Source organism: Citrobacter sp. C13, assembly GCF_014596815.2.
Taxonomy (GTDB): Bacteria; Pseudomonadota; Gammaproteobacteria; order Enterobacterales; family Enterobacteriaceae; genus Citrobacter; species Citrobacter portucalensis.
Genome location: NZ_CP115024.1, coordinates 22,296 through 45,765, shown reverse-complemented (window position 1 = coordinate 45,765; position 23,470 = coordinate 22,296). Strand labels below are relative to the sequence as shown.

22 protein-coding genes are annotated in these 23,470 nt (G+C 54.1%); 3 read left to right on the top strand and 19 right to left on the bottom strand.

Annotated features, from left to right (window positions below):
• Positions 1-188: 188 nt before the first annotated feature.
• The 8 genes from IB222_RS00220 to IB222_RS00185 form a co-directional block, all read right to left on the bottom strand.
• Positions 189-932: a 2-dehydro-3-deoxy-phosphogluconate aldolase gene (locus tag IB222_RS00220; RefSeq protein WP_148361306.1), complete on the bottom strand. Its 744-nt coding sequence runs from the start codon at positions 930-932 to the stop codon at positions 189-191.
• Complete coding sequence (dgaE, locus tag IB222_RS00215; protein WP_148361305.1) at positions 919-2,028, bottom strand: D-glucosaminate-6-phosphate ammonia lyase; 1,110 nt, start codon at positions 2,026-2,028, stop codon at positions 919-921. Before dgaE ends, IB222_RS00220 begins: the two co-directional genes overlap by 14 nt.
• A 3-nt stretch (positions 2,029-2,031) precedes the next feature.
• Positions 2,032-2,892, bottom strand: coding sequence for a PTS system mannose/fructose/sorbose family transporter subunit IID (locus IB222_RS00210; RefSeq protein ID WP_005121522.1), 861 nt, complete (start codon positions 2,890-2,892; stop codon positions 2,032-2,034).
• Positions 2,889-3,638 carry a PTS sugar transporter subunit IIC gene (locus IB222_RS00205; RefSeq protein ID WP_003023960.1) on the bottom strand — a complete coding sequence of 250 codons (750 nt, stop codon included), beginning with the start codon at positions 3,636-3,638 and terminating at the stop codon, positions 2,889-2,891. Before IB222_RS00205 ends, IB222_RS00210 begins: the two co-directional genes overlap by 4 nt.
• A gap of 25 nt (positions 3,639-3,663) precedes the next feature.
• A complete protein-coding gene (locus IB222_RS00200) occupies positions 3,664-4,149 on the bottom strand; it encodes a PTS system mannose/fructose/N-acetylgalactosamine-transporter subunit IIB (RefSeq protein WP_148361304.1) in 486 nt (161 codons plus the stop codon).
• Between the two features lie 12 nt (positions 4,150-4,161).
• Complete coding sequence (locus IB222_RS00195; RefSeq protein WP_003827155.1) at positions 4,162-4,587, bottom strand: PTS sugar transporter subunit IIA; 426 nt, start codon at positions 4,585-4,587, stop codon at positions 4,162-4,164.
• A 120-nt stretch (positions 4,588-4,707) separates the two neighbouring features.
• A complete protein-coding gene (gene dagR, locus IB222_RS00190; RefSeq protein WP_148361303.1) occupies positions 4,708-7,506 on the bottom strand; it encodes a transcriptional regulator DagR in 2,799 nt (932 codons plus the stop codon).
• Between the two features lie 90 nt (positions 7,507-7,596).
• Positions 7,597-8,013 carry a GNAT family N-acetyltransferase gene (locus IB222_RS00185; RefSeq protein ID WP_003827152.1) on the bottom strand — a complete coding sequence of 139 codons (417 nt, stop codon included), beginning with the start codon at positions 8,011-8,013 and terminating at the stop codon, positions 7,597-7,599.
• A gap of 130 nt (positions 8,014-8,143) precedes the next feature.
• On the opposite strand from IB222_RS00185, the gene IB222_RS00180 reads away from it, so the two are divergent.
• Positions 8,144-8,437 (top strand): YicS family protein, encoded by a 294-nt coding sequence (locus tag IB222_RS00180; RefSeq protein ID WP_003827149.1) that lies wholly within the window; start codon positions 8,144-8,146, stop codon positions 8,435-8,437.
• A 94-nt stretch (positions 8,438-8,531) separates the two neighbouring features.
• Positions 8,532-9,914, top strand: a complete 1,383-nt coding sequence (locus IB222_RS00175; protein WP_149384360.1) for a glycoside hydrolase family 1 protein — start codon at positions 8,532-8,534, stop codon at positions 9,912-9,914.
• Positions 9,915-9,960: 46 nt separating this feature from the next.
• Here the strand turns inward: IB222_RS00175 and nepI are convergent, their stop codons facing one another.
• The 9 genes from nepI to rbsK all read right to left on the bottom strand — a co-directional run bounded on the left by nepI (position 9,961) and on the right by rbsK (position 20,334).
• Positions 9,961-11,154, bottom strand: coding sequence for a purine ribonucleoside efflux pump NepI (gene nepI / locus IB222_RS00170; RefSeq protein WP_003827145.1), 1,194 nt, complete (start codon positions 11,152-11,154; stop codon positions 9,961-9,963).
• Between the two features lie 170 nt (positions 11,155-11,324).
• A complete protein-coding gene (locus IB222_RS00165) occupies positions 11,325-11,777 on the bottom strand; it encodes a DUF1198 family protein (RefSeq protein ID WP_003827141.1) in 453 nt (150 codons plus the stop codon).
• A 149-nt stretch (positions 11,778-11,926) separates the two neighbouring features.
• Positions 11,927-13,318 carry a hexose-6-phosphate:phosphate antiporter gene (uhpT, locus tag IB222_RS00160; RefSeq protein ID WP_149384359.1) on the bottom strand — a complete coding sequence of 464 codons (1,392 nt, stop codon included), beginning with the start codon at positions 13,316-13,318 and terminating at the stop codon, positions 11,927-11,929.
• A 142-nt stretch (positions 13,319-13,460) separates the two neighbouring features.
• Positions 13,461-14,789, bottom strand: coding sequence for an MFS transporter (locus tag IB222_RS00155; RefSeq protein ID WP_149384358.1), 1,329 nt, complete (start codon positions 14,787-14,789; stop codon positions 13,461-13,463).
• 9 nt (positions 14,790-14,798) lie between these two features.
• Positions 14,799-16,301, bottom strand: a complete 1,503-nt coding sequence (uhpB, locus tag IB222_RS00150) for a signal transduction histidine-protein kinase/phosphatase UhpB (protein WP_149384357.1) — start codon at positions 16,299-16,301, stop codon at positions 14,799-14,801.
• Entirely contained in the window at positions 16,298-16,891 is a 594-nt protein-coding gene (gene uhpA / locus IB222_RS00145) for a transcriptional regulator UhpA (RefSeq protein WP_126317196.1), read from the bottom strand. The genes uhpB and uhpA overlap by 4 nt, the downstream gene beginning before the upstream one ends.
• A gap of 153 nt (positions 16,892-17,044) precedes the next feature.
• Positions 17,045-18,058 (bottom strand): aldose 1-epimerase family protein, encoded by a 1,014-nt coding sequence (locus tag IB222_RS00140; protein WP_149384356.1) that lies wholly within the window; start codon positions 18,056-18,058, stop codon positions 17,045-17,047.
• Between the two features lie 11 nt (positions 18,059-18,069).
• Complete coding sequence (fucP, locus tag IB222_RS00135) at positions 18,070-19,386, bottom strand: L-fucose:H+ symporter permease (RefSeq protein ID WP_003827126.1); 1,317 nt, start codon at positions 19,384-19,386, stop codon at positions 18,070-18,072.
• Between the two features lie 27 nt (positions 19,387-19,413).
• Positions 19,414-20,334, bottom strand: a complete 921-nt coding sequence (gene rbsK, locus IB222_RS00130) for a ribokinase (protein WP_003827124.1) — start codon at positions 20,332-20,334, stop codon at positions 19,414-19,416.
• A gap of 324 nt (positions 20,335-20,658) precedes the next feature.
• On the opposite strand from rbsK, the gene IB222_RS00125 reads away from it, so the two are divergent.
• Positions 20,659-21,444, top strand: a complete 786-nt coding sequence (locus IB222_RS00125) for a DeoR family transcriptional regulator (RefSeq protein ID WP_060682991.1) — start codon at positions 20,659-20,661, stop codon at positions 21,442-21,444.
• Position 21,445: 1 nt separating this feature from the next.
• On the opposite strand, the gene ilvN is transcribed toward IB222_RS00125, so the two are convergent.
• Positions 21,446-21,736, bottom strand: coding sequence for an acetolactate synthase small subunit (gene ilvN, locus IB222_RS00120; RefSeq protein ID WP_003023914.1), 291 nt, complete (start codon positions 21,734-21,736; stop codon positions 21,446-21,448).
• A 3-nt stretch (positions 21,737-21,739) separates the two neighbouring features.
• Entirely contained in the window at positions 21,740-23,428 is a 1,689-nt protein-coding gene (gene ilvB, locus IB222_RS00115) for an acetolactate synthase large subunit (protein ID WP_149384355.1), read from the bottom strand.
• Between the last annotated feature and the right edge of the window lie 42 nt (positions 23,429-23,470).

The window sequence follows — 23,470 nt, the reverse complement described above, 5'->3', positions numbered from 1 at the left end:
AAGATGACGGAACCTTACTCGCCAGTCGCACACACAACATCTGGGAACTTTTCTATCTGCGAGGCGGCTTGGCGGATAAATACATGCTTTTGCAATGTATTCATTTTCAGGGAATAGCGTTCGCAAAAATGCCCGGCAGGCGCACTCACCTCCGGGCATTTTTTATGAGCCATCCAGCGATGGCGGCATCACACCAGGGCTTTGACTATCTCCATCAACCTGACAACATCTGCAGGCCGGGTTTTGCCGGTCTGTGAGTCGATAATCGAGCTGTAAACATGCGGCATGACGCGCGGGACTCCCGCCTCCAGACAGGATTGCAGGATAACGCCGAAGTTATCGAGATCGATACCGCCGGTCGGCTCAATCAGCGTCATGCCGTTTCGCGCCGCTGTCGTCGCCAGTGCGTACAGCTCAGGCAGTGACTGCTCACCGCCCATTGGGAAGAACTTCGCCGCATGGGCTCCTGAATCCAACATCATACGGACTGCTGCATCGCAGGAAACGCGGGCTGGCGTGCCCTGGCTGCTGCTGACCCCGGTCGAGATCAACACTTCCCCCGGCGTGCCCGTGGGACTGACTAACGCGTTGATATGGGTCTGTTCACCGCCCGTTGCCGCCAAGGCGCCTGCCGCAAACCCGCAACCGGTAAAGGTCTGGTTGACGTGTGCTGGATGTACCTGTGAGGCAATCATCGCCGCTTTGTAATACTGCGCCGGGTCACCGGCCCCCAACCCCACGGAAATTGATGGCACATCGGTCATCCAACGTTTTACTTCCAGAACCCCTTCCTCAACCGAGGAAAACTGCGCCGAAAGAATGCCGATCACCGCGTGGCCTTCGGCAGCATCATAGATTTCCCGCGCATTGGCGATATCCTTCGCCAGCACGTTAATGGCCACTTTATTACGATAAAAATTAATCTGCTGCATGTTCTGCAATCTCCTTTAATCGGGCCACGATCAGCGCCATTTCCCCTTCTGCTACCGTGCGCGGGTCAAGGCTAAAGACACCCTGATGAAGGTTGTAACGGCGAGCATAGATCGCGATATCACCCTCTCGCAGTTGCGCTTCTACGGCGTAGGCATCCATTCCCAGCACCTGCGCATTCACCCGAATTCGAATCCGCCAGATGGCGCGTCCGGCTTCGTCCTGCTCGATATCCGCATCCAGTCCGCGAATCTCTGAAATCGCCTGCGCCACGGGGCGGAGCGCTTCGGCAGTGACTACGGTTTGTCCCTGATGGTAGTTTTCCAGGGCATAAACCAACCCAACCATATTCTCTTTGCCGATTTTCATCGCCCGGGCAATGCCGTGGTGCTGCGCTTTACACGCGGCAATCCACTGTTTCTTCCCGGTGATAAATCCGGAGGTCGGCGCGTTAAAAGCTTTTGCCCCGCTGTAGACCACCATATCCGCTCCGCTTGCTACCCAGGCGTGCAAATCTTCCTCGGCGGCGGCATCGACAATCAGCGGCAGGTTGTGAACCTGCGCGACCTGCACAAAATCCGCAATGCTCAACATGCCTTTCTGCACGCAGTGGTGCGATTTCACGTACAGCAGCGCAGCGGTGTTGTCGGTAATCGCGCTCTCCAGCTGCCAGCGGGCCGCCAGATTACTTGAGCCAACCTCCACCACCCGCCCGCCACCCAAACGGATGGCGCTGGTGATGGGCGCACCGTAGTCAACGTTATGCCCGCGCAGCATGACCACTTCATTAGCCATACCTGAGCTATCCGGCATCAGCGTGACTCGCGCCTGGTCACCACGGGTAATGGCGGCGGCAACAGCGATGGCAATACCCGCCGACGCGCAGGAGGTGACATAGCTGTCTTCAGCGCCGGTGTAGCCGGAAACCAGTTCTCCGGTGCGGTCCACCAGCCGATCAATTTCAACAAAGGCTGAAGCAGCTCGCGCGGTGGCTTGCATCACTTCCGGCGCCACGCTGGAAACGCCCAGAATCGTCATCTTGCCGCAGGCGTTAATGACCTGTTTTAGCCCCAGCTGTTGATAGATATTCTGCGTCATGGCTTACAGTACTCCCAGCAGCGAACAGACCACGCTGAGCGCGACAATCGACAGCAAAATCGTGGTGTAACGCGGCCCTTTCTTCACCAGGTAGAAGTAAATGGCGAACACCGCCGCCAGCGGTAACAGACCGGGGGCAATAGAGTCGAGAATTTGCTGAACCACCACTTCAGAACCTTTCAGGGCACTGAGTTTTAATGGCGTGGTGATCTTGACGTAGCTTGCAGAAAGCGCGCCCATCATGATCAGGCCCAGCACGTTCGCGCCGTAGATAAGTTCCTTTATTCGCCCTCCCTGCAGCAGACCAATTATCGAGTCACGCCCCAGCGTATAGCCTTTGTGAACCATACCGTAGCTGATTGCCAGCGTAATGGCTGGATAAAGAATTAACGGTACAATTCCGCCCATCGCGCTGCCATTGGCCGCGAACGGGATGAAAATCGCAATTAACAGCGGCATCACGGCGGCCCAGATGATGGAGTCCCCCATCCCGGCCAGTGGTCCCATCAACCCGGTTTTAATCCCGGTAATTGAGGCGTCGCTGATCGGCTCGCCGCGGGTTTTCTGTTCCTCCATCGCAATGGAGATCCCCTGAATCACCGCCCCGAACGTCTGCTCCGAGTTGAAGAAGTTCAAATGGCGTTTCAGCGCTTCAACCTGCTCCTCTTTTTGCGGGTAGAGTTTTTTGATGATCGGCGTCATTGAGGCGCAGAAAATAAGGCTTTGCAAACGCTCATAGGAGCTGGAAACTTCCGCGCCTAGCCAGTAGATAAACCATGCTTTGGTGATGTCTGCTTTGGTCAACGTGCCGCTTTCACGCGCGCGCTCCACCAGTTCATGCTGCATTACGTCGCTGCTCATCATGCTGCTCCTTCATTTTTCGCCAGACCTTTAATGAGGAAGGCCACGCAGGTACCAAAGATTGCCATCGCCATGATGTCTACCTTCAGGTACAGCACCGCAAAGAAACCGCCGATAAACCATGGCAGCAGGCTCTTTTTACCGATCACCATAATGGTGATGGCGAAGCCCAGCGCCGGCAGAATGCCGCCCATAATTTCAAAGGAGTGCGTCAGCCAGTGCGGCATCAGCTTAAGGAAGCTTTCCACAACGTCCTGACCAAAATAGTTGGCGGCGAAGACCACCGGGAAACGCAGTACCAGTCCGAGCAACGCCGGGTAGAGGAACGCACAGCGCATAATGCCCGCCATGTTTGCCGTTTCCGCATGCTTGTCGGCCATATGTACCCACGCTGCGTTTAGCGTGCGGCGCAACTGGTCGAGGAACACGCCGATAACGCCAAAAGGGATCGCCAGTGCGATAGCCAGGTTCGGGTCCATTCCGGCCTTCACGGCGATCGGAATTGAAATGCAGGCAGCCAGCGCCGGATCCGACGGGACGTTGCCGCCTGGCGTGGAGGTCACGCCGAGATAAACCAGCTGCATACCTGCACCGATGATCATCGCCGTTTCCATGTTGCCTAACAGCAGACCAACGAATACGGCAATCACCACTGGCTGTAGCAGCATGGCGGAGAAAGTGTAGCCAAGGCGTAATCGGGCAAACCAGTAATACAACCCCATCAGGCTTGCGAAGACTAAAGTATCCATAATTAAGTACCCTGTTATCAAAGAATTAGAATTTTTTCAGGATATCGTCCAGCGACTGCGGCTTATCTTCCGGGATAGTCTGGAAGAACACCTGAATCCCACGATTTTTCAGGTCGCTCAGAATGCCGACGTCTCTTTCATCCAGCGTAATGTTCTGGAATACCGCTTTGCGGTTTGGCCCTCCGCCCAGCCCACCGACCTGAATGGTGGTGACATCAAAACCCAACTGGACCGCTTCCTGAATCGCCGCCAGAGAGGGGAAAAGCACCAGCACTTTGCCGTCACCAAGCTGGTTTTCTTTCCAGGCAGCCGCAAAGCTTTGGTTACCAAAACAATCCACTTTGATGTTCGGCGGAGCTGCCATCAGGTAGATGTTTTTCATAAACGGATCGGCATCCAGTTCATCGCTGACCACCGCAATCCGGTTTGCCTGAGATTGCCCAACCCATTTGGTCACCACTTGTCCATGAATCAGACGGCTATCAATACGACATAAAACGATGTTTGCCATGATGTTTATTCCTTATTGTGATTGTTGTAATTGACGTACGTGGGCAACAACGTCCAGGCAGCTACTACGCCCGGCCTCGACCAGATCGGCCACGCAGGTGGTCAGTTGGCCATGCTCGCGTTTGTCGAGCGCCTCCAGTAACAAAGAGGCGTTGAGCCCGGAAATCACTGCCACCGGGTAATCGGCGCTCAGCCGTGCCGCCACGTTAGACGTGGTGCCGCCAATAAAATCAGTCAGGATCAGTGAGCCTTCCGGCATAGCTTTCACTACGGCTTCGACGCGCTGATAAAATTCGCCGAGCGTATCAACGGGCATTAGCGGAATTTCCGTCACGCCTTTGATTTCACCCATCACCATGCGCAGGCTGTTGCAAAGCTGTTGCCCCCAGCCGCCATGGGTCAGCAGCAGGATCTGGGGCAAGGATTCAGTGGTAGTCAAAATGGCCTCCTGGCTCGATTACATAGACATAGGTAAACAGAGCAAAGGCTGTGCCAGAATTTGTGTCACGCGGGGGAGTTGTGGGTGCTGGCGGGGCGCAAAGCCCCGCAAGTCTTGGGATTAGCTATACAGCAATTCGTAGATATAAAAATATTCCGCGTCCGATAACCGAATGGCATAGGCCTCTTCAATCGGCAGGAAAGCAGATTTAATGACACTAAAGGCGCGAATATCCAGATCCGGCTTATTCTCCAGCGCCATCTGTAACGGTTTGCGGTTAATCACGATACGCTCGACCATACAGCAGCAGTGGATCAGGAAGCGCAGTGTCACCTGACGGCTCGGTTTGAGCGAAAGCGCGGTGGTCAGATGATTCAACACGCCTTCCATTTCTTTCAAAATACGCTGCGGGTTGAGCACCGAAATATGGTTAATGATGCTCTCCATGGTCAACGCGCTGATAAAGCGCATCGCGCTGCGCTCCATCTCCAGTCGGCGTTCGCTGCTGGAGAGATCTGGCGTCAGCAGGCTAAGCACCAGCTCAGGGCCTTGCTCAGAGAACAACTCCTCGAGCGAGATAAACGGAATATCCGGCAGTCCCGGCTGGAAAGTACCCACTATGCCAGCCAGACGCTCACTGGCGTTAATCGCCTGCTGAACGCGCTCCAGGCTGCGAACTTCGTTGTAATCGAGGATCACCATCCGCGTGTCCTGCGACATCAGTTCGCCGAAGCTCTCTTCCAGCACCTTTTTGATTTTTTCTGCCGTTCCCATCCCAGTGATGCAAGAGATAACCAGCACTTTACCGCTGTTTTCCTGCTGCGGCGTACAGAGCTGACAGGGTATATTTTTGCTCTGCATCAATGCCGCCAGCTGCGGCAAATCACTGGTTTCGTAGCTTAAATCCAGCCCAATCTCCAGCAGGCTGGTGAGCGTGATATTGGGCATCAGCAGAACGTCTATCTGAAATAATTTGCTGATCGTACTGCCAAAATGGACCAGCGAGCCAATATCCACCATCAGGATCAATCGGCGATATTGCCGGGTCTGGATCATCTGCGTCAGGGCCTCCAGCGTGTCATGCACCGACTGCTCGAAAGGCATATCGATAGCGCTGAACACCTCGCGCTCCAGCACGCGATTCACGTACTGCGCCTGGCTTGTGGCGGTCGTCGCGCCGTGGGCAATCAAAATCACCCCGCAGTCAGGACTGGCGTCAATCCGTTGGCGGTAATGGCGGCACTCTTTGAGGAACAGGCACAGCCAGACCACCTCCGTCGCCGGACACTGAATATGCAGCAGTTCATTGATTTTTCGGCATAACAGCGTGGCGTTTTCATATTCATCTTTGCAGCGATCGAGGATCAGGCTGGAAGAATAAAGTTGCGGAATAAGGCCGCGCTGCACGTAGCCAATCAGCGCCAGAAAGTGTTTGCGCAGCGGGTTAACCAGATTTTCCGGCAGCGTGAAGCCAAGCACCTGCTCAACGCAACCGATCAGCAGCGTGACCCGCTCTTCAATCTGATCGCCATAGCGCGGGGGATGCGCCACGCTGTCGCGGCTGTAGAGACCATATTCAAAAATCGAGCTGAGCTTGTTTTTGAGGATTGCCAGCGTTTCGGCCGGCGGTACGTTGCTGTTACGCAGGTTGATGTATTCCCGGGTCAGGAAGCTGTAAAAGAGATCGCTCTCTTCAATTTCGGCTCCGGTGGCCAGCGAATTTTTCAGTGCCGGCAACGTGCGGGCATCGATGCTCAGGTGTTCTTTGCCTTCGAACAGCGCCCCAACCAACAGACGTTGTTCCGGCGTGGCGTTAAAGGGGATCTCGGTCAGACGTTTATCCAACTGTAGCGTATCGCTGTGCTCCGTCATCCCCGAGGCCCAGGCCTGGGCGCAGAGAAACTGAATGTCGCTCTTGAGCTGACCAATATTGCCTTCCAGCGGCTTGTTCAGCAGCCAGAGCAGCAGGGTACGGTCGATGCTTATCGTACGCTCGATTTTGCGGCTCTCACGCTGTAAGAAACCAACGATCAGCTCAACCTGCTCTTCCACCGAACGCTGGCGAATGCCGGGGAGATCGATACATACCTGAATACGTCGCTGGAAAGTGCGCAGCAACGCCGAACTTACCGGTTCGGTGGTCGCACATATCAGGCGAACCGAGATTGAACGCGCCACGGCGCTTGAACCCAGCGGCCGGTATTCACCTTTGTCGAGAATAGAGAACAGCTTTTCCTGACCTTCATACGGCAGACGATGCACTTCATCGAGCAGGAGATAGCCGCCATCAGCCTGTTCGACCAGACCGGGTTTATTCTCGTTTGCACCGGTAAACGCTCCCTGTCGATGACCAAACAGGTGCGATGAGAGCAGTTCCGGGTTATGCGCGTATTCCGCGCAGTTGAAATAGACCAGCGGTGGAGGCGTTCCCGCTGCACGTTCGCAGGCGAAACGGTGCATCAGTTCGGCAAAAAAGGTTTTACCCACGCCGGAGGGACCGGTCAGCAGAACATGTAGCCCGTGGGGATACAACACCGCCGCGCGGCCTTTTTCCACCGCATCGCGCAGGCTGCGATCGTAACCAATCAGGCTGGAAAAGGGATCGTCTGTCGCCTGGTTTTCCTGAACAGGCAACAGGTCGGCAACGGTTTGCACTTCACGCTCGGACTCATCCAGTTTGCGCCCCAGCAGCGTTTCAATCGCCTGACGATGCAGAAAGAATACCGGGCGCCCGCGGCTTTTAATCGCCAGGCCGTCGTTCCAGAGCTGATTGAGATCTTTACTGACTGAGTTGCGCGCCAGCCCGAGGTTAAAGCCGATGGACTCCGCTGTGAACGCCGTTTCCTGCGCCAGATGGGCAAGATTCAGGCCTCGCGTCAGCCGTTCCAGCTCTCCCAGTATTATCTCAATCCGTCTCATCTCTTTACCGCTTAAGAAATAAATGATTGTTCAGAACATACACTATTCTGCTGCGCAAGAAAGTGAGGCGGCATCCAGACCTTCCGGTCATCAAAACGTTTTCGACAAATAATGGCGCGCGGAACCGGTTTCCGGGAAGTTATCGAGGGTCATTTGCAGCTGATAGCCGTTTTTCTGATAAAACGGCAGCGCCTGGAAACTCATGGTATCCACCAGCGCATGCAGGCATCCTCTCTCACGCGCCGTCTGTTCTGCGGCCTGCATCAATTTTGTGCCGTAACCGCCTTTGCGCAGCGAGTCATGCATCCACAGAAAATCAATGCACAGCCATTCGCCTTTGATTTTGCCGATCAGCCCACCCAGAATGTCATTGCGCTCATCGCGCCAGTACACCGCCAGGTCGCCAAAATTGGTGGTTCTAAGAAACTGCCGGTTGTAAGCGCGCAATCCGGCAAGTAGGGCATTTTGATCGTCTTCGGTAATCGTATCTGTAATCTGTATTTGCATCCTATCCTCCTGAAATAACTACAACTTCTGGCTGATTTATTTTTAGACATTAACACAGGGTGATGAGTGAGTCGTATGCCGTCTACACTTACTCTTGAGATGATGCGCATAGACAACAAGGATTATTATCATGAAACGAGTCATTTTTCCGATTATTGCCGTCCTTTTCACGCTACCCGGTCTGGCGCAAGCCGACTCGGCTTATGGCAGTCTGCAGGCTGTACACGAAAAGAATACCGTTATGAAGGATTTACGTAAGATTTGCACCCCGCAAGGGTCGCCATCTGATGAGGTGTGGGAAAAAACGATTATGGCTGATACGCGTAATCAGCAGCACATCCGCGAAGCCATTCTGGCAATTCAAAGAAACAATCAGAACAACTACTGGGAAGCGCTTGGCAAAGTTGAATGCCCGGATTTATAGGCATTTGGTTGAGAAATGAGTACTGTAACCGGTTTCTGTATCGCAAAAACACGTATTGTTGCCAGAACGTATAAATAGCAATGGAGCAACAAAAATGCGATACCGTTTTCCAGAAAACTTCTGGTGGGGCAGTGCCTGCTCGGCACTGCAAACCGAAGGGGATAGCCTGAACGGCGGCAAAAGCCAGACCACGTGGGACGTGTGGTTCGACCGTCAGCCAGGTCGTTTCCATCAAGGGGTTGGCCCGGCAAACACCTCAACCTTTTATCAGCACTGGAAACAGGACATTGCACTGCTCAAACAACTGAAGCACAACAGCTTCCGTACGTCTCTGAGCTGGTCGCGCCTGATCCCGGACGGTACCGGCGAGGTTAATCCTGAAGCCGTCGAGTTCTATAACAACGTTATCGACGAGCTGCTGGCACAAGGCATTACGCCATTTATCACCCTGTTCCACTTCGACATGCCGATGGTGATGCAGGAGAAAGGCGGCTGGGAAAACCGTGAAGTGGTCGAGGCGTTTGGCCGCTATGCACAAACGTGTTTTACATTGTTCGGCAACCGGGTTAAGCACTGGTTTACCTTTAACGAGCCAATTGTCCCGGTTGAAGGCGGCTATCTGTATGACTTCCATTACCCTAATGTGGTGGATTTCAAACGTGCAGCTACCGTGGCGTATCACACCATACTGGCGCATTCGACGGCGGTTCGGGCATATCGTGCCGCAAACCATGACGGTGAAATCGGCGTGGTACTGAATTTAACGCCTTCCTACCCGCGCTCACAAAATCCGGCGGATGTGAAAGCCGCACACTATGCGGATCTGCTGTTTAACCGCAGTTTCCTTGACCCGGTGCTGAAGGGTGAATATCCGGCGGATCTGGTTGAACTGCTGAAAGAGTACGATCAATTACCGGCATGCCAGCCAGGCGACAGCCAGTTAATCGCCGAGGGAAAAATCGACCTGCTCGGCATCAACTACTATCAGCCGCGTCGCGTGAAATGCCGCGATAGCGCCGTCAACCCGGATGCACCGTTTATGCCGGAGTGGCTGTTTGATTATTACGAAATGCCGGGGCGGAAAATGAACCCCTACCGTGGCTGGGAAATTTATGAGCCGGGTATTTACGATATTATTACCAATCTGCGTGATAATTATGGCAACCCGCGCTGTTTTATTTCTGAAAACGGTATGGGTGTCGAGAATGAGCAGCGTTTTATTCAGCAAGAGCAAATCAACGACAGCTACCGTATTGAATTTGTTTCTGAGCATCTTAAATGGCTACATAAAGGCATTAGCGAAGGCTGTAATTGTCTTGGCTACCATATGTGGACCTTTATTGATAACTGGTCATGGCTCAACGGATATAAAAACCGCTACGGTTTTGTTCAGTTAGATTTAGCAACGCAAAAACGCACGGTGAAAAAGAGCGGCGAATGGTTTGCCCGTACCGCCGAAAACAATGGTTTTAATTAAAACCAACCAGGATGCCGGATAGCGATCCGGCATACCGTACTTTAGTTTATTGCATATCTTTTATGCGTACTTTTGCGGCCACCAGAAGCGCCGTCAGCAGCATCAGGCTGCCGGAAATCATCAGGGGCGACAGCAGTCCTAGGGTATCGAGCGCATAGCCTCCCACCGCAGCACCGCAGGTATTGGCAAGTTGGATCACGGCGACCTGGACGGATCCGGCTTTTTCTGCCTGATCGGCAAGCGAACGGGTGATCCACGTCGACCAGCCCACCGGTACCAGCGCAAACAACAGTCCCCAGATAATCGCAATACCCGCCGCCACCACTTTGTCGCTGCCCCACAGGATCAGGACCAGCGCACTGAGCGCCAGCACCAGTGGCGCACCGGCTAACGCCAGTTTGACCGAACGCTTCAGAATCATCGACGAGAACGACGTACCAACAAAACTGGCAATGCCGAAGCTCAGCAGCACCAGCGTCAAGCCATCAACGTCAAAGCCCGCCAGATTCATATAGATCGGGCGAATATAGGTAAAGAAGGCGAACTGCCCGGCAAAGGACATGAAGATGGCAATCATCCCGGCCATCACCCCTGGACGCTGCAACAGGCTGAACATGTTTTGTTTCTGATGCGAAGGTTCACCAGGCAGCGAAGGCAACGCTCTCACCACCCAAATCGTGCACAGCACGCCCATTACCGCCGCCGCATTAAACACGTTACGCCAGCCGATAATACCGCCCAAAAAGCTCCCCAGCGGCGCGGCAATTACCAGCGCAATAGAGACCGCGCCAAAAATAACCGACAGCGCTTTCGGCACCGTACGTGCAGGAACCAGACGCATGGTCAGCGACGCCGACATCGCCCAGAAGCCGCCAAGCGCCAGACCGAGGCAGGCGCGGCCAACGAGCAGCAGCGAAAAAGAATTGGCAAAGGAAACCAGCAGACAGGAAAGCGTCAGTAGCACCGAAAACAGGATCACCACATAGCGACGATCGGTCGCCTGAATAATTTGCGTCACAAACAGGCTGGCGAACATGGCGACAAATGCCGTCACGGTCACCGATTGTCCGGCCACGCCTTCAGAAATCCCCAAATCCTGCGCCATCGGCGTTAACAGGCTAACGGGGAGAAATTCAACGGTTATCAGGCAGGCAACGCAGAACGCCACGGCAAATACCGCCGACCAGTTCGGGCGGGAATTTGCCTCAGCGCGGGATTTTTGTTCAACAGCTTCACTCATTTTGTTACCTGCGTGGGGTTATTGTAGAAAAGTTACGCAGTGTAACATTAAATTTGTGACGTATTTAACGTTTCAGCAACTGTTTATAGCCGGATGGCGACGTCGTCTTATCCGGCCTACGATGGGACACTGCGTTAGGCCTGATAAGCGTTGCGCCATCAAGAGGACTATCAGTGCAGCCAGTGCACACCATCTTCAGGCTGGAAAAAGGCGTTATAGCGCATCTGGAACGCATTAAGCTCCTGCATATCCGGCTCCATCTCGCGTAGAAAACCGAGCGCCAGACGCACCTGCGCGTCGGTAATCGGTGCAGCCAGCCGGGCCTTTTGCAGCCAGCGGTGCCATTGCAACAGGTTCTGCTCACTGCCGTCGACAATAACGATTTGCCAGATCAACAGCACCTGGGCAGCATTTTGTAGATGCGATTCATCAGGACGGTGGAGGTACTGTAAAAAAGCCTCACCCTGTACTTTTCCCATCTGATCGATCATCGATTCTACCGGCACGACATCAATGTTCAGTCGCTCGCTCAGACGGCGAATTGCCCGCCGCGACCCGGATGTTAGCACCCGAAATCCCACCACAAAAACAACCACCAGCGTGGCCAGCATTATCCAAATCATGCGAACATCCATTACCAGACAGGACGCCCATCATAGCGGCAAATTCACCTCTGTCGACGACTGAACGTGTTAACGCTGTTCAGGACGGGTTACGAGGAATAAAAAAGCCCGCCATTAAGGCGGGCAAAAGTTACCAATGCACACTTAACTTAAGCTACTTTCAATTGTTGAATCTTTTTCTCGCGGCGAATTTTACGTTCTTCAAACACGGCCACGATGGCCATCAGACAGATACAACCGATGGCGGCAGCATCCAGCGCGGCGAAAGTGCCCGCCCAGCCGGTCAGCCCGAAAATCGGCGTGCCGTCGGCAATCATCCCCAGACCGAGCTTGGCGAAGCTGTCACCAATCAGATAAGCGAAAGTGCCTTTAATCCCATCGGCTGCGCCGATCGCTTTTTTCGGCACAAATCCGACGGCTGCTACACCGATTAACAGCTGTGGACCAAACACCAGGAAGCCCAGCGCAAACAGCGAAGTCAGATAAACGTACTGGTTGCTGGCGTGCTGATAAACGCCCAGGGTGGCTATAATCAACGCCAGCGCTACACAGGCCACCAGCGCACGACGACCGTTTGCCAGGTCGGAGAGCCAACCCCACATCAACGTGCCAACCAGGGCGCCCACTTCAAACAGGGTAAAGCCCTGAATCGCCACTTCTTTGGAGAGCTTCAGCTCCTGGAAAGCGTAGACGGTGGACCACTGGTCGATACCGATACGCACTACGTATAGGAAGATGTTCGAGAAACATAACAGCCAGATCACTTTGTTTTTCAGCACGTACTCAACAAAGATCTGCCATTTGGTCATCTCGTTTTCTTCGGTTTCTTTGTCTTCTTCACTGATCTCCTCACCGAATAGCTCTTCGGCTTTACCGAGGCCATAAGATTCCGGGGAGTCGCTGCCGTAGCGCAGGCCGATAAAGCCAACAATCAGAGCAATAATCGACGGGAAGATAAACATACCGATGACGTGACCGTCGAACAGGTAGTTGGCACCAAACAGCGCCACGCCCGCCGCGCCCGCGCCGCCGAGGTTGTGGGAAATATTCCAAAAGCCGAGGAAGGTGCCGCGCTTACGCCGGGGCGTCCACTTGGTAATGGTCGAATAGCTGCACGAACCGCCGGTACTCTGGAAGAAGCCGCTCAGGGCGTAGAAAGCAATCATCAGGAACAGGCTGGTCGACCCCGCGCCCATGCTGGCGCTGAAGCCGAGCATACAGATGGCGGAGAGGATCAGCATAAACGGCAGGAACTGCTTGGTGTTCTTGCCGTCAGCATAGTAGGAGACCAGCGTTTTACCCACGCCGTAGGTGATGGAGAAGCCGAGGCCAATCATCCCCAACTGCGTCATGCTCAACCCGTAGGTGGAGATCATGTCGTTCTGCGCGATGTTAAAGTTCTTGCGGATCAGGTACATGGTCAGGTAGCCGATGAAAACCACCAGGTACGACTGCATGAACGGTTTGAACCACATTTTGCGCCGCGCTTCGAGCGGCAGATCCAGGGTCGGCTTGCGCACCTGGTTTAGAAAGGCCAGCATTTGACACTCCCGAGCTAATTTTTATACCTGCGAATGGCAGGCATTGTAAAAATCAGCCGGAAGACGCGCCTGAGACAGCGTCCAGGTGAAACCGGGAAAATTTCTTAGTTTTGCCCCACTCAGGGCAAAAAGGTGAGGTACATCACGCTTCGTTGAGATCGCGCGGGGCCTGGGCGTTTAAAAATGGCAGCAGCAACAACGCGGAAATCCCCGCCGCAATAGCGATCACCACAAAGAATCCGGTCCAGTGCCAGACCTCCATCACCTTCGCCAGCGGCCAGCCGGAGAGCGATGCACCCAGATAGGCAAACAGCCCAACAAAACCGGTTGCCGCGCCCGCCGCATCTTTATGCGAACATTCCGCCGCCGCCATGCCGATCAGCATCTGTGGGCCGAAGACGAAGAATCCAGTGGTGAAAAAGCACGCTGCCTGCATCACGTAGCTGGCGAACGGCATCAGCCACAGCGAGCCAACTGAGAGCAAAATTCCGGCGGCAAAAATCAGGTTCATTGGACCGCGGTTACCGTTAAACAGCTTGTCCGAACCCCAACCCGCCACCAGCGCACCGATAAATCCACCCAGTTCAAACATCGTCACGGCGGTATTGGCGGTCACCAGATCCACGCCGAGCGTCTCCGACATGTACAGATTGCCCCAGTCATTAATCGCGGCACGGACCACGTACACCAGCACATAACACAGTGACAGCAGCCAGATATAAGGATTCAGCAGCACATAGCGGGTGAGAATTTCTTTGCGGCTCAGCCCAGCACCTTCCTGCTGTTGGGCAATTTCCAGTTCGTCATGCCGCCAGTCGCCAATCGGCGGCAGACCAATCGCCTGCGGCCTGTCTCGCAGCCGCCAGCAGAGAAAAATCCCCACCACAATCGCCAGCAGCCCAGCGATCATCATCCCGGCGCGCCAGCCGTAGTGCAGCGCTGTTGCCGCCATCACGATAGGGATCAGCGCCCCGCCGACGTTGTGCGCGGTGTTCCATAGCGCCCACCAGCCGCCGCGCTCGGTACGCGAATACCACGCGGTCAATAAACGCGCGCAGACCGGCGATCCCCAGCCCTGGAAAAAGGCGTTCAGCGCCCACAGCACCGCAAAGGCCCATAGCGAGGTGGAAAATCCAAACAGAATGTTTACCACGCCGGTGGCAATCAACCCGATGCCCATAAAATAGCGAGCGTTGGATCTGTCGCTGACGATACCGGAAACAAACTTCGACAGGCCGTAGGTGATGTAAAACAGCGTCGCCAGCAGCCCAATATCGCTGCGAGTCAGCACGCCGCTGGTGAGGATATCCGGTACGGCGGCATTGAAGCTCTTGCGTGTGAAATAGAACAGCGCGTAGCCGAGCCAGATGGTGGTCAGGATATGCCGCCGCCAGTAGCGGTAACGGGCATCCACTTCACGCTTATCAGTAATGATCGGCGCACTGGCCGGGGCTTTTAAAAACGAAAACATGTCCGCGCCTTACACATATCGCTGGGGTAACGACACGCTGACCCGCGTGCCGTGCGTACAGGAAATCGAGAGCGATCCGCCGAGGGCAGTTATGCGTTCACGCATCCCCGTAAGGCCAAATCCCTGTTGATTCGACCCCGGCGGCAGGCCGCTGCCGTCGTCCTCAATCACCAGCATTAGCCGTTCATCATGTTGCCAGCCCTGAAGCGTCACCGCGCTGGCGTTGGCGTGCTTAACGATGTTGTTCAGCCCTTCCTGACAGACGCGAAACAGCGTCACCCGCTGGCTTTCGCTAAGTGCAGATTCATCAATTCGCCAGTCGAGATGGCTGACGATGCCACGGCTTTCCAGCTCCATTTCGCGCATCAGTGAGCGGATGGCCTGCTCCAGCGTGAGATCGTCCAGTTGACGTGGTCGCAGTCGGCCTAACAAGCGACGCACCGAATCGTACACGCCGAGAGAAAGTTGTTCGATGTGCGCCCCGCTGCGCTTCACCCCTGCGTTTTCCGGCGCCAGCCGCTGGACAATGCCCGCCTGAGTGCGAATGGCGGTGATGGTCTGGCCGATATCATCGTGCAGCTCGCGCGCCACATCACGGCGCACGCTCTCCTCGGTCTCCAGCAGGCGTTCCGCCAGACGATGGTTGCGTGCTAATTCATTTTGCAGCGACTGGTTAAGTTCGCGCAGACGCTGAATACCCGCGCCGAGCAGCAGCCCGGTCAGGCTTTGCACCAGCAGCGAGAGCAACAGATCGACGGGATGATCGTGCCAGGTCTGGCTGGCAATCAGCGCGATGGCGTTCATCAGCGTCGCAATCAGTGCCCCCTGCCAGCCGTAGTGCCAGGCCAGCGCAATGATAGGCAACGCGAGGCAAAACGGCGTGAAGCGCGAAAGCTCGGCGGGTAAACCGAGCTGTAGCCACAGGCTGACGCTAAACAGCAGCAGGTACCAGACCAGATGCCGCCCGCGCCAGTTCACCGGCTGCGACACCACCGCCGGGCCCAGCGGCAGCCAGGTCGTGCTGGTCAGATAGTGCCAGAACACCAGGCAGATCGGCGCCAGCGTTAATCCGCCGGTGAGCGTCAGCAGCAGCGCGTTCCACGCCTCTTCGCCTTGCCCAAGCCAGGGCAGCGATTGCAGCAACGCCGCCGCCGTAAGCGCCGCGCCCTGCAACAGCAGCGTGCGCCAGTCGCGCTGATGGCGGTATCGCGAAATCAACATCACCGGGAGTAACGTGAGGAAGCTGCCGATCATCAAAAGTGGTAAATGGGCCAGCGCCACTTCCTGCGCCAGCCAGAAAAGAAGCAGCCATTCCGCGCCCAGCAGCACCGGCCAGTAGCCACGTGGACATTGCAGCATCAGCCCCAGACGCAGGCCAAACGGAAACAGCAGTACCGCCAGCTCCGGGCGCTCAACCAGATGCAGGCTGATGCTCCACAGGCAAAACCACGCGGCAGAGAAGATAAAGAAGCAGGCAACAACGGTGATTAACCGGGAACAGAGCGTGTTCATTGCCAGCCGTCAAACATCCGGCGGGCCAGTTCGACGTCGTTGCTGACCCCCAGCTTTTCCATCAGGTTGGCGCGATGCACGTGCACCGTTTTCGGCGACAGACCCAGTTCAGCGGCAATCTCTTTGACCGCCATACCTTGCGCCAGTTTTTCCGCCACCTGACGTTCGCGTTTGGTGAGCGGATCCTGACGACCGGCCGCCAGTTTGACGGCGATGTCCGGCGTCAGGTAACAGCCGCCGGTCGCTACGGTATGCACCGCCGCGATCAGCTCATCCGGGCTACAACGTTTAGAAAGGAAACCACGCGCGCCCGCGTTGAGCGCCTGCTCCACCAGTGCCGGGCTGTCGTGGACAGAGAGCATGATAATCGCCATTCCTTTTGGCAACTGGCCTAACAGTTCAAGACCGGAGATATCAGGCATAGAGATGTCGCAGATACACACCTGCACGCCGCGTCCCGGTAATCCCGCCAGCGCCTCACTGCCTGAGCCAAACTCAGCGACCACCTGCAAATCAGGTTCCAGCCCCAGCAGTTGGGCAAAGCCGGAGCGGACGATGAGGTGGTCGTCAATAAGGGCAACGGTAATCATGGGTTCATCCTGGCGCTAAGGCATGCCTGATGGCGCTACGCTTATCAGGCCTACGGGCGGGTGCCGTTGTAGGCCGGATAAGGCATTAATGCCGCCACCCAGCAAAAGCGCTTACCTTAACGATAAGTGCTTTGGTGTTCAAGCCTTGAGCGATCAGGCTATGCCAGTTGTGACTGTAAATGTCCGGGTGTGCTGCGGTTCTATTTCAATCAAGGTGCCATTGCGTTGTGCTGCCAGGAATCCTTCAGGTCGACAGGTTGCAGGCAAGGCGAATGCCGCAACCTGCTGATCGCCGTTGTAGAGGATCCAACGCGTCACATAATTCAGCTCCGTGCTGGAGAAACGCGTAACGAATGTGGTGCCATCAGGCGCGATCATGCTAAATTCTGGCTTATCGGTGTACCTGTCCAATTGGTCAGCAAAGAAGACAATTTCCGGATCGTAAAAATGGGGTTCATTGAGCCGCGCCAGAGAAGCCTCGCCCTGTACAATCCGCTGATTAAACGCCAGCCACTGCTCAGTCGGTTTAACATGCGCGGGTATCGACTCACGCAGCTTCATGGCCTCATCCGGAATATTCTGGCTGAAGGTGGCTTCCGGTACGTAGGCATAGTTCATATGGCACATGTACTGCAACGGCATTGCCACTGAGGCAAGGTTGGTAACCGCCATCTGAATATCAAACAGCGCGCTCGCTTTGTGCATTACCACCGCAGGATGTGCCTGATAATGATGACCGAACCCCATCACATACTCATAGCGTCCGCCCACGCGCAAATTCTCACCCTCCAGCTCCAGCCAGGCTTCATCCATCGCGGCACAAGCCATTTCACCGTGCAAAGGATGTGAATCCTCTGGTGATGGGCAGCCATTTGCCAACAGACCTGAGTGGAAGGCAAAACAGCCGTAGGTCGCCACCACTTCCGCCGCCGGTTTCGGCTGACTGAACATGTTACGCATGGTCAGGTCATGGCCATCAAACTGAGCATCCCAGATCATCTGCCCCATCCAGGGCAGAATAACCAGATGTCCACGACTGTTTTCTACCTTCAGCCCTTCCACTCCACTGGCGTAACGAAATGCGGTAACCGTGAAGTCGCTATTCTTCAGTAAGATTCGCGGATGCTCTGCAAAGAGTTCCCGCCACAGCGTTATACGTGTTGTCATGCTCACTCTCCTCAGGAAACTGTCGCTTCAGCCAGGTTGTTGCGCACTTTGCTTTCACGCCAGAAGTAGATACCGACGTACACGAAGCACAGCATGGAGACCAGGAACGAAAGTTGCAATGAATGGAACATATCGGCCACATAGCCCTGAATCGCCGGAACCACCGCCGCACCGACAATCGCCATGACAATGACGGCACCTGCCATTTCGGTATGCTCGTTATCCACGGTATCAAGCGTACCCGCATAGATTGTCGCCCAGCAGGGTCCAAACAGGACACTCACCAGCACTGCGACATACACAGCGCTGAAGCTTGGCGCCAGTGCAACATAGACGAGGAACAGCGCACCAATAATGGAATAGAGAATCAGCACTTTTTCCGGATTGAAGCGCGTCATCAAAATGTTGGCGATAAACTTGCCGATAAAGAAGCAGGCGAAGCTATAGACCATGAAGGTTGAGGCGTCGCGCTCGTTGATATCACCTAATTCCAGTGCCAGACGGATGGTGAATGACCACACCGCGACCTGCATCCCCACATAAAGAAATTGCGCCACAATTCCACGACGGAAACGGGCATTGCTGGCCAGATAACGCAGTGTATCCATCGCTGACGGGCGTTTATGACTCGTGGTTTGCGCGACTTTACATGTAGGGAAGCGAGTCAGGAGGAATAACACCATCACCACAACCAGTACCATAATCATGTACTTGTATGGCTCAAGGGTATTTTCCAGCATCAACACTTTAAAGTTATGGATCTGCTCAGCGTTCATCCCGGCCATCTGTTTTTCCAGGCTTTCGCCCTCAGAGAAGACCAGATATTTACCTAGCAGAATGCCAGCAGCCGCACCAATAGGATAAAAAGTCTGACTGATGTTCAGGCGTAAAGTGGCATACGCTTTTGGGCCGATCATTGAGCTGTAGGTGTTGGCTGCTGTTTCCAGGAAGCTCAGACCAATCGCAATCGCGAAAATCGCCGCAAGGAACATGGTGTAGGTGGCCATGTGCGATGCCGGGAAGAAGAGCGTACACCCAACGATATAAAGGGTCAGCCCCATTAAGATGGCGACTTTATAACTGGTCTTTTTAATCACCAGAGATGCTGGAATCGCAATTAAAAAATAACCGCCATAAAAGGCACTCTGAACTAATGCCGAGGCAAAGTTGCTGAGTGAAAATACGCTTTTGAATTGCGTAATCAGAATATCATTTAATGCGGCTGCGCATCCCCATAACGGGAATAAACAGGATAACAAAATAAACTGGAACAGAGGGGTCTTATTCAAATAGCCGTCAGGCATCTGAATGATGTTTTTATCGTTCATAGTGCTACCTTTTACAGTGCAGGAGTATTATTCGTTTAAGGTAAGAAACTCATTAAATTGTTCGATGCTTGGATAAGATGATTGAGTGCCTTTCCCGGTAACGCTGAAAGCAGCGAAGAGAGCAGCTTTTTTCATGGCGGCTTCCACATCACCGCTTTGAACGTAATAGTGAGCAAAACAACCGATGAAAGCGTCGCCTGCGCCACTGGTATCGACAGCGTTCACTTTAAACGCTGGAACATGGACTTCCTGGTCACGTGTCATCCACAGCGCACCTTTCTCACCCATGGTGACGATAATATTGTTCAGACCTTTATCAACCAGAGAACGTGCCGCTGCGCGAATATGGTCATAAGTATCCACTGGCATACCGGTTAATATTTCCAACTCGGTTTCATTCGGCACAAAAAAATCACATTTACAGGCATAAGACATATCTAATTCCCGTAATGCAGGGGCGGGATTTAGTAACACTTCAATACCGTGTTTTTTGCCAAATTCAATCGCGTGATAAACGGTTTCCAGCTGCACTTCCAGTTGCAGGACAATAAGCTGACATTTTTTCAGATCTTCCGCCGCACGATCGATATCTTCCGGGGAGAGAAATTTGTTCGCTCCTTTAATAATCAGAATACTGTTGCTGGAGTTCGCATTAACAAAGATCGGTGCGACACCGCTGCTGGTGCAGGGTACCTTTTCGACATAGGTGGTATTAATTCCCCAGGATTCAAGATTGCGAATAGTGTTATCCGCAAAAATATCATCACCGACTTTTGTCAGCATCAGCACTTTAGAATTGAGCTTAGCGGCCGCAACGGCCTGATTTGCGCCTTTGCCCCCGCAGCCAATTTTGAACGCCGGTGCTTCCAGCGTTTCCCCTTCTTTGGGCATCTGGTTGATGTAGGTGATGAGATCCACCATGTTGGAGCCAATAACCGCGATATCCATTTTACTACCTCTCAGAAACAATCACACAACAATGATATTAAAATAACATTATCATGTTACTTTCGTATCATTTGTGACTAGGATCGCGATTGGAAGATCATTTTATTGTTTATTTATTGCGCTAAATGTTGCATCCACATCACACTACAAATGATGAAGTTGCTTACAATTGACTGAAAGTTAACTGGATATAATCAATAAAACGTGAAAAAACACGCTTTTATTTCCGAATAGTCAGACGTATAGTAATGCGGCAATGCCATGTTCTCAGAAACACAAAAATGTTACTGAAGGAACATGGGAACATGATTCGTGGAGAAGCACATGGAAACTAAGCAAAAAGAACGTATTCGACGTCTGATGGAATTGTTGAAGAAGACCGACCGAATCCATCTGAAAGAGGCGGCACGAATGCTGGAAGTTTCCGTGATGACTATTCGTCGGGATCTCAGTCAGGATGACGAACCGTTACCACTCACTCTGCTCGGTGGTTACATTGTGATGGTGAACAAACCTGCCACCATCGTTAACGCGCCACTCCCCGCGCAAAAACAGTATCACCGCGACGATTTACCGGTTGCCATTCTGGCTGCGGGACTGGTGAGTGAAAATGATCTGGTCTTTTTTGATAATGGTGCGGAAATGCCGTTGGTGGTCAGCATGATCCCGGACGATATTTCCTTTACCGGGATTTGCTACTCGCACCGGGTGTTCGTAGCGCTAAATGAAAAGCCCAACGCCACAGCGATTCTTTGCGGGGGGACCTACCGGGCGAAAAGTGACGCCTTTTACGACACCAGCAATCCCTCCCCGCTGGATGCACTCAACCCACGGAAAGTCTTTATCTCCGCCAGCGGAGTCCATGAGCATTTCGGCGTTAGCTGGTTCAATCCGGACGATCTGGCCACAAAACGCAAAGCGATGGAACGCGGATTACGCAAAATTCTGCTGACGCGCCACGCCCTGTTCGATGAGGTCGCCCCCGCCAGCATTGGTCCACTCTCCACCTTTGACGTACTGATAAGCGACCGTCCGTTACCGGCAGATTACGCAACCCACTGCCGGAACGGCTCTGTCAAAGTGATCACCCCGGATTCAGACGGCGACTAACTTACTCAAAGAACACGGTGATTTTGTTAAACATCGACGGATCGGACTGGTTGCGGGCCACTTTCACCACATCTTCCAGCTTGTCGATCTGGCTTATCATCTGCTCAAGACGTTGATCGTCGTTGACCAGTAGCCAGATGCGGCTCTTATCGCTGTCCTGAATCGGTAGACAGAGAATGCCTTCTACGTTGAACGCGCGGCGGGCGAACAGCCCGCAAACGTGAGTCATTACGCCCGGATGGTTGCGTACGGTGAGTTCCAGGATTACGTTGTCATGAGTCTGCTGTTGCATGGCTTATTCCCCCACCATTTCTGTGTTTGCCGCACCCGGCGGCACCATCGGGTACACTTTCTGTTCGGCATCGATGCGCACGTGAATCAGCGCAGGTCCAGGGCGATTAATAATCTCCTGCAACGCTGCCTGTGGGTCCGCTTCGTTATTCAGATCGCAGGTTTCGAGACCAAACCCGGCGGCTATCTGCATAAAGTTAATCATCCCCGGATAGGTCGCGGCAAAAACACCCTGCTTATAGAACAGACTCTGCTGCTGATATACAAGACCCAACGCTTCGTTATTCATCAGGATGATTTTAATATCCAGCTGATTTTCGCTGGCTGTCGCCATTTCCTGAATATTCATCATCAGGCTGCCGTCGCCGGAGAAGCACAGCACTTTTTTGTCTGGATTGGCCAGCGCTGCACCAATTGCCGCTGGCAGGCCAAAGCCCATGGTCCCCAGACCGCCGGAGGTCAGCCACTGACGCGGACGGTTCAGCGGATAAGCCTGTGCCGCCCACATCTGATGCTGGCCTACGTCGGTGGTGATAATGGCGCTGTCGTCTACGCAGGCAGCCACGGCGTTGATCAATCCATAATGGCTGAGCGGGTCGCTTTCCTGCGGAATAGTGCAAGGGAATTCACGTTGTAAATCGGCCACCGTCTGATGCCACGACTCTCGCGGCTGCGCGTCAATTAATGGGATCAATTGCGCCAGAACCTCATCGACATCCGCCTGAATCGCCACGTGCGGTTGTTTGATTTTACCCAGTTCCGCGCGGTCGATATCTACGTGAATGATTTTGGCGTTCGGGCAGAACTGCTCCGTTTTACCAATCGCCCGGTCATCAAAACGTGCGCCCAGAACAATCAATAAATCCGCTTCTTGCAGAATAAAGTTAGTACTACGCGCACCGTGCATGCCCAGCATGCCTAACGACAGCGGATGCGCTTTCGGCAGCATACCGAGCGCCATTAAGGTCATGGTGGTGGGCAGCGTCGCTTTTTCTGCCAGTTCGCGCACGCGCTCAGGTGAGTTAATCACGCCGCCGCCGAGGTACAGCACCGGACGCTGTGCGGCGTTAATCATGGCTGCGGCATCGCGAATGCTGTCCTGGCTGAACTCTGGTGCCGCCATTTTCTGCGCGGGCTCCGGCATCTCTTCAATGTCAAAAACAGCGGTTTGAATATCCTTAGGAATGTCTATCCACACCGGGCCTGGACGTCCTGACTGCGCAATGCGGAATGCATCGCTCATGACCTGCGGTAATTCACTGATATGGCGGACCAGATAGTTGTGCTTAGTGATGGGGATAGAGATGCCGTAGGTGTCGACTTCCTGGAAGGCGTCGGTGCCGATCATTGAAGCCGGAACCTGCCCGGTGATACACACCAGCGGGATGGAATCCAGACGCGCATCGGCAATGGCGGTCACCAGATTGGTTGCGCCCGGTCCGCTGCAGGCCATACAGACGGCGGGTTTGCCATCAGTTCTCGCCATTCCCTGCGCGATAAACCCTGCTCCTTGCTCGTGGCGCGCCAGGATATGACGGATTTGCGTGCTTTGACTTAAGGCGTCATAGACGGGAAGAATCGATCCGCCGGGAATACCGGTAACAACCTGAATACCCTGGCGTTCCAGGAAATGAACGATGAATTCTGCGCCCGTAAAACGCGTACGCTTGGATGTTATGCCCGAACTTGCCATGCTCCAGTCCTTTTATTCTGGGCCTTTGCTCCGGGCAGGTCT

Excerpts from the sequence above, each read along its gene's own strand:
- IB222_RS00220 (WP_148361306.1), bottom strand. The coding sequence starts at position 932 with ATGCAGCAGATTAATTTTTATCGTAATAAAGTGGCCATTAACGTGCTG.
- dgaE (WP_148361305.1), bottom strand. The coding sequence starts at position 2,028 with ATGACGCAGAATATCTATCAACAGCTGGGGCTAAAACAGGTCATTAAC.
- IB222_RS00210 (WP_005121522.1), bottom strand. The coding sequence starts at position 2,892 with ATGATGAGCAGCGACGTAATGCAGCATGAACTGGTGGAGCGCGCGCGT.
- IB222_RS00205 (WP_003023960.1), bottom strand. The coding sequence starts at position 3,638 with ATGGATACTTTAGTCTTCGCAAGCCTGATGGGGTTGTATTACTGGTTT.
- IB222_RS00200 (WP_148361304.1), bottom strand. The coding sequence starts at position 4,149 with ATGGCAAACATCGTTTTATGTCGTATTGATAGCCGTCTGATTCATGGA.
- dagR (WP_148361303.1), bottom strand. The coding sequence starts at position 7,506 with ATGAGACGGATTGAGATAATACTGGGAGAGCTGGAACGGCTGACGCGA.
- IB222_RS00185 (WP_003827152.1), bottom strand. The coding sequence starts at position 8,013 with ATGCAAATACAGATTACAGATACGATTACCGAAGACGATCAAAATGCC.
- IB222_RS00180 (WP_003827149.1), top strand. The coding sequence starts at position 8,144 with ATGAAACGAGTCATTTTTCCGATTATTGCCGTCCTTTTCACGCTACCC.
- IB222_RS00175 (WP_149384360.1), top strand. The coding sequence starts at position 8,532 with ATGCGATACCGTTTTCCAGAAAACTTCTGGTGGGGCAGTGCCTGCTCG.
- nepI (WP_003827145.1), bottom strand. The coding sequence starts at position 11,154 with ATGAGTGAAGCTGTTGAACAAAAATCCCGCGCTGAGGCAAATTCCCGC.
- IB222_RS00165 (WP_003827141.1), bottom strand. The coding sequence starts at position 11,777 with ATGATTTGGATAATGCTGGCCACGCTGGTGGTTGTTTTTGTGGTGGGA.
- uhpT (WP_149384359.1), bottom strand. The coding sequence starts at position 13,318 with ATGCTGGCCTTTCTAAACCAGGTGCGCAAGCCGACCCTGGATCTGCCG.
- IB222_RS00155 (WP_149384358.1), bottom strand. The coding sequence starts at position 14,789 with ATGTTTTCGTTTTTAAAAGCCCCGGCCAGTGCGCCGATCATTACTGAT.
- uhpB (WP_149384357.1), bottom strand. The coding sequence starts at position 16,301 with ATGAACACGCTCTGTTCCCGGTTAATCACCGTTGTTGCCTGCTTCTTT.
- uhpA (WP_126317196.1), bottom strand. The coding sequence starts at position 16,891 with ATGATTACCGTTGCCCTTATTGACGACCACCTCATCGTCCGCTCCGGC.
- IB222_RS00140 (WP_149384356.1), bottom strand. The coding sequence starts at position 18,058 with ATGACAACACGTATAACGCTGTGGCGGGAACTCTTTGCAGAGCATCCG.
- fucP (WP_003827126.1), bottom strand. The coding sequence starts at position 19,386 with ATGAACGATAAAAACATCATTCAGATGCCTGACGGCTATTTGAATAAG.
- rbsK (WP_003827124.1), bottom strand. The coding sequence starts at position 20,334 with ATGGATATCGCGGTTATTGGCTCCAACATGGTGGATCTCATCACCTAC.
- IB222_RS00125 (WP_060682991.1), top strand. The coding sequence starts at position 20,659 with ATGGAAACTAAGCAAAAAGAACGTATTCGACGTCTGATGGAATTGTTG.
- ilvN (WP_003023914.1), bottom strand. The coding sequence starts at position 21,736 with ATGCAACAGCAGACTCATGACAACGTAATCCTGGAACTCACCGTACGC.
- ilvB (WP_149384355.1), bottom strand. The coding sequence starts at position 23,428 with ATGGCAAGTTCGGGCATAACATCCAAGCGTACGCGTTTTACGGGCGCA.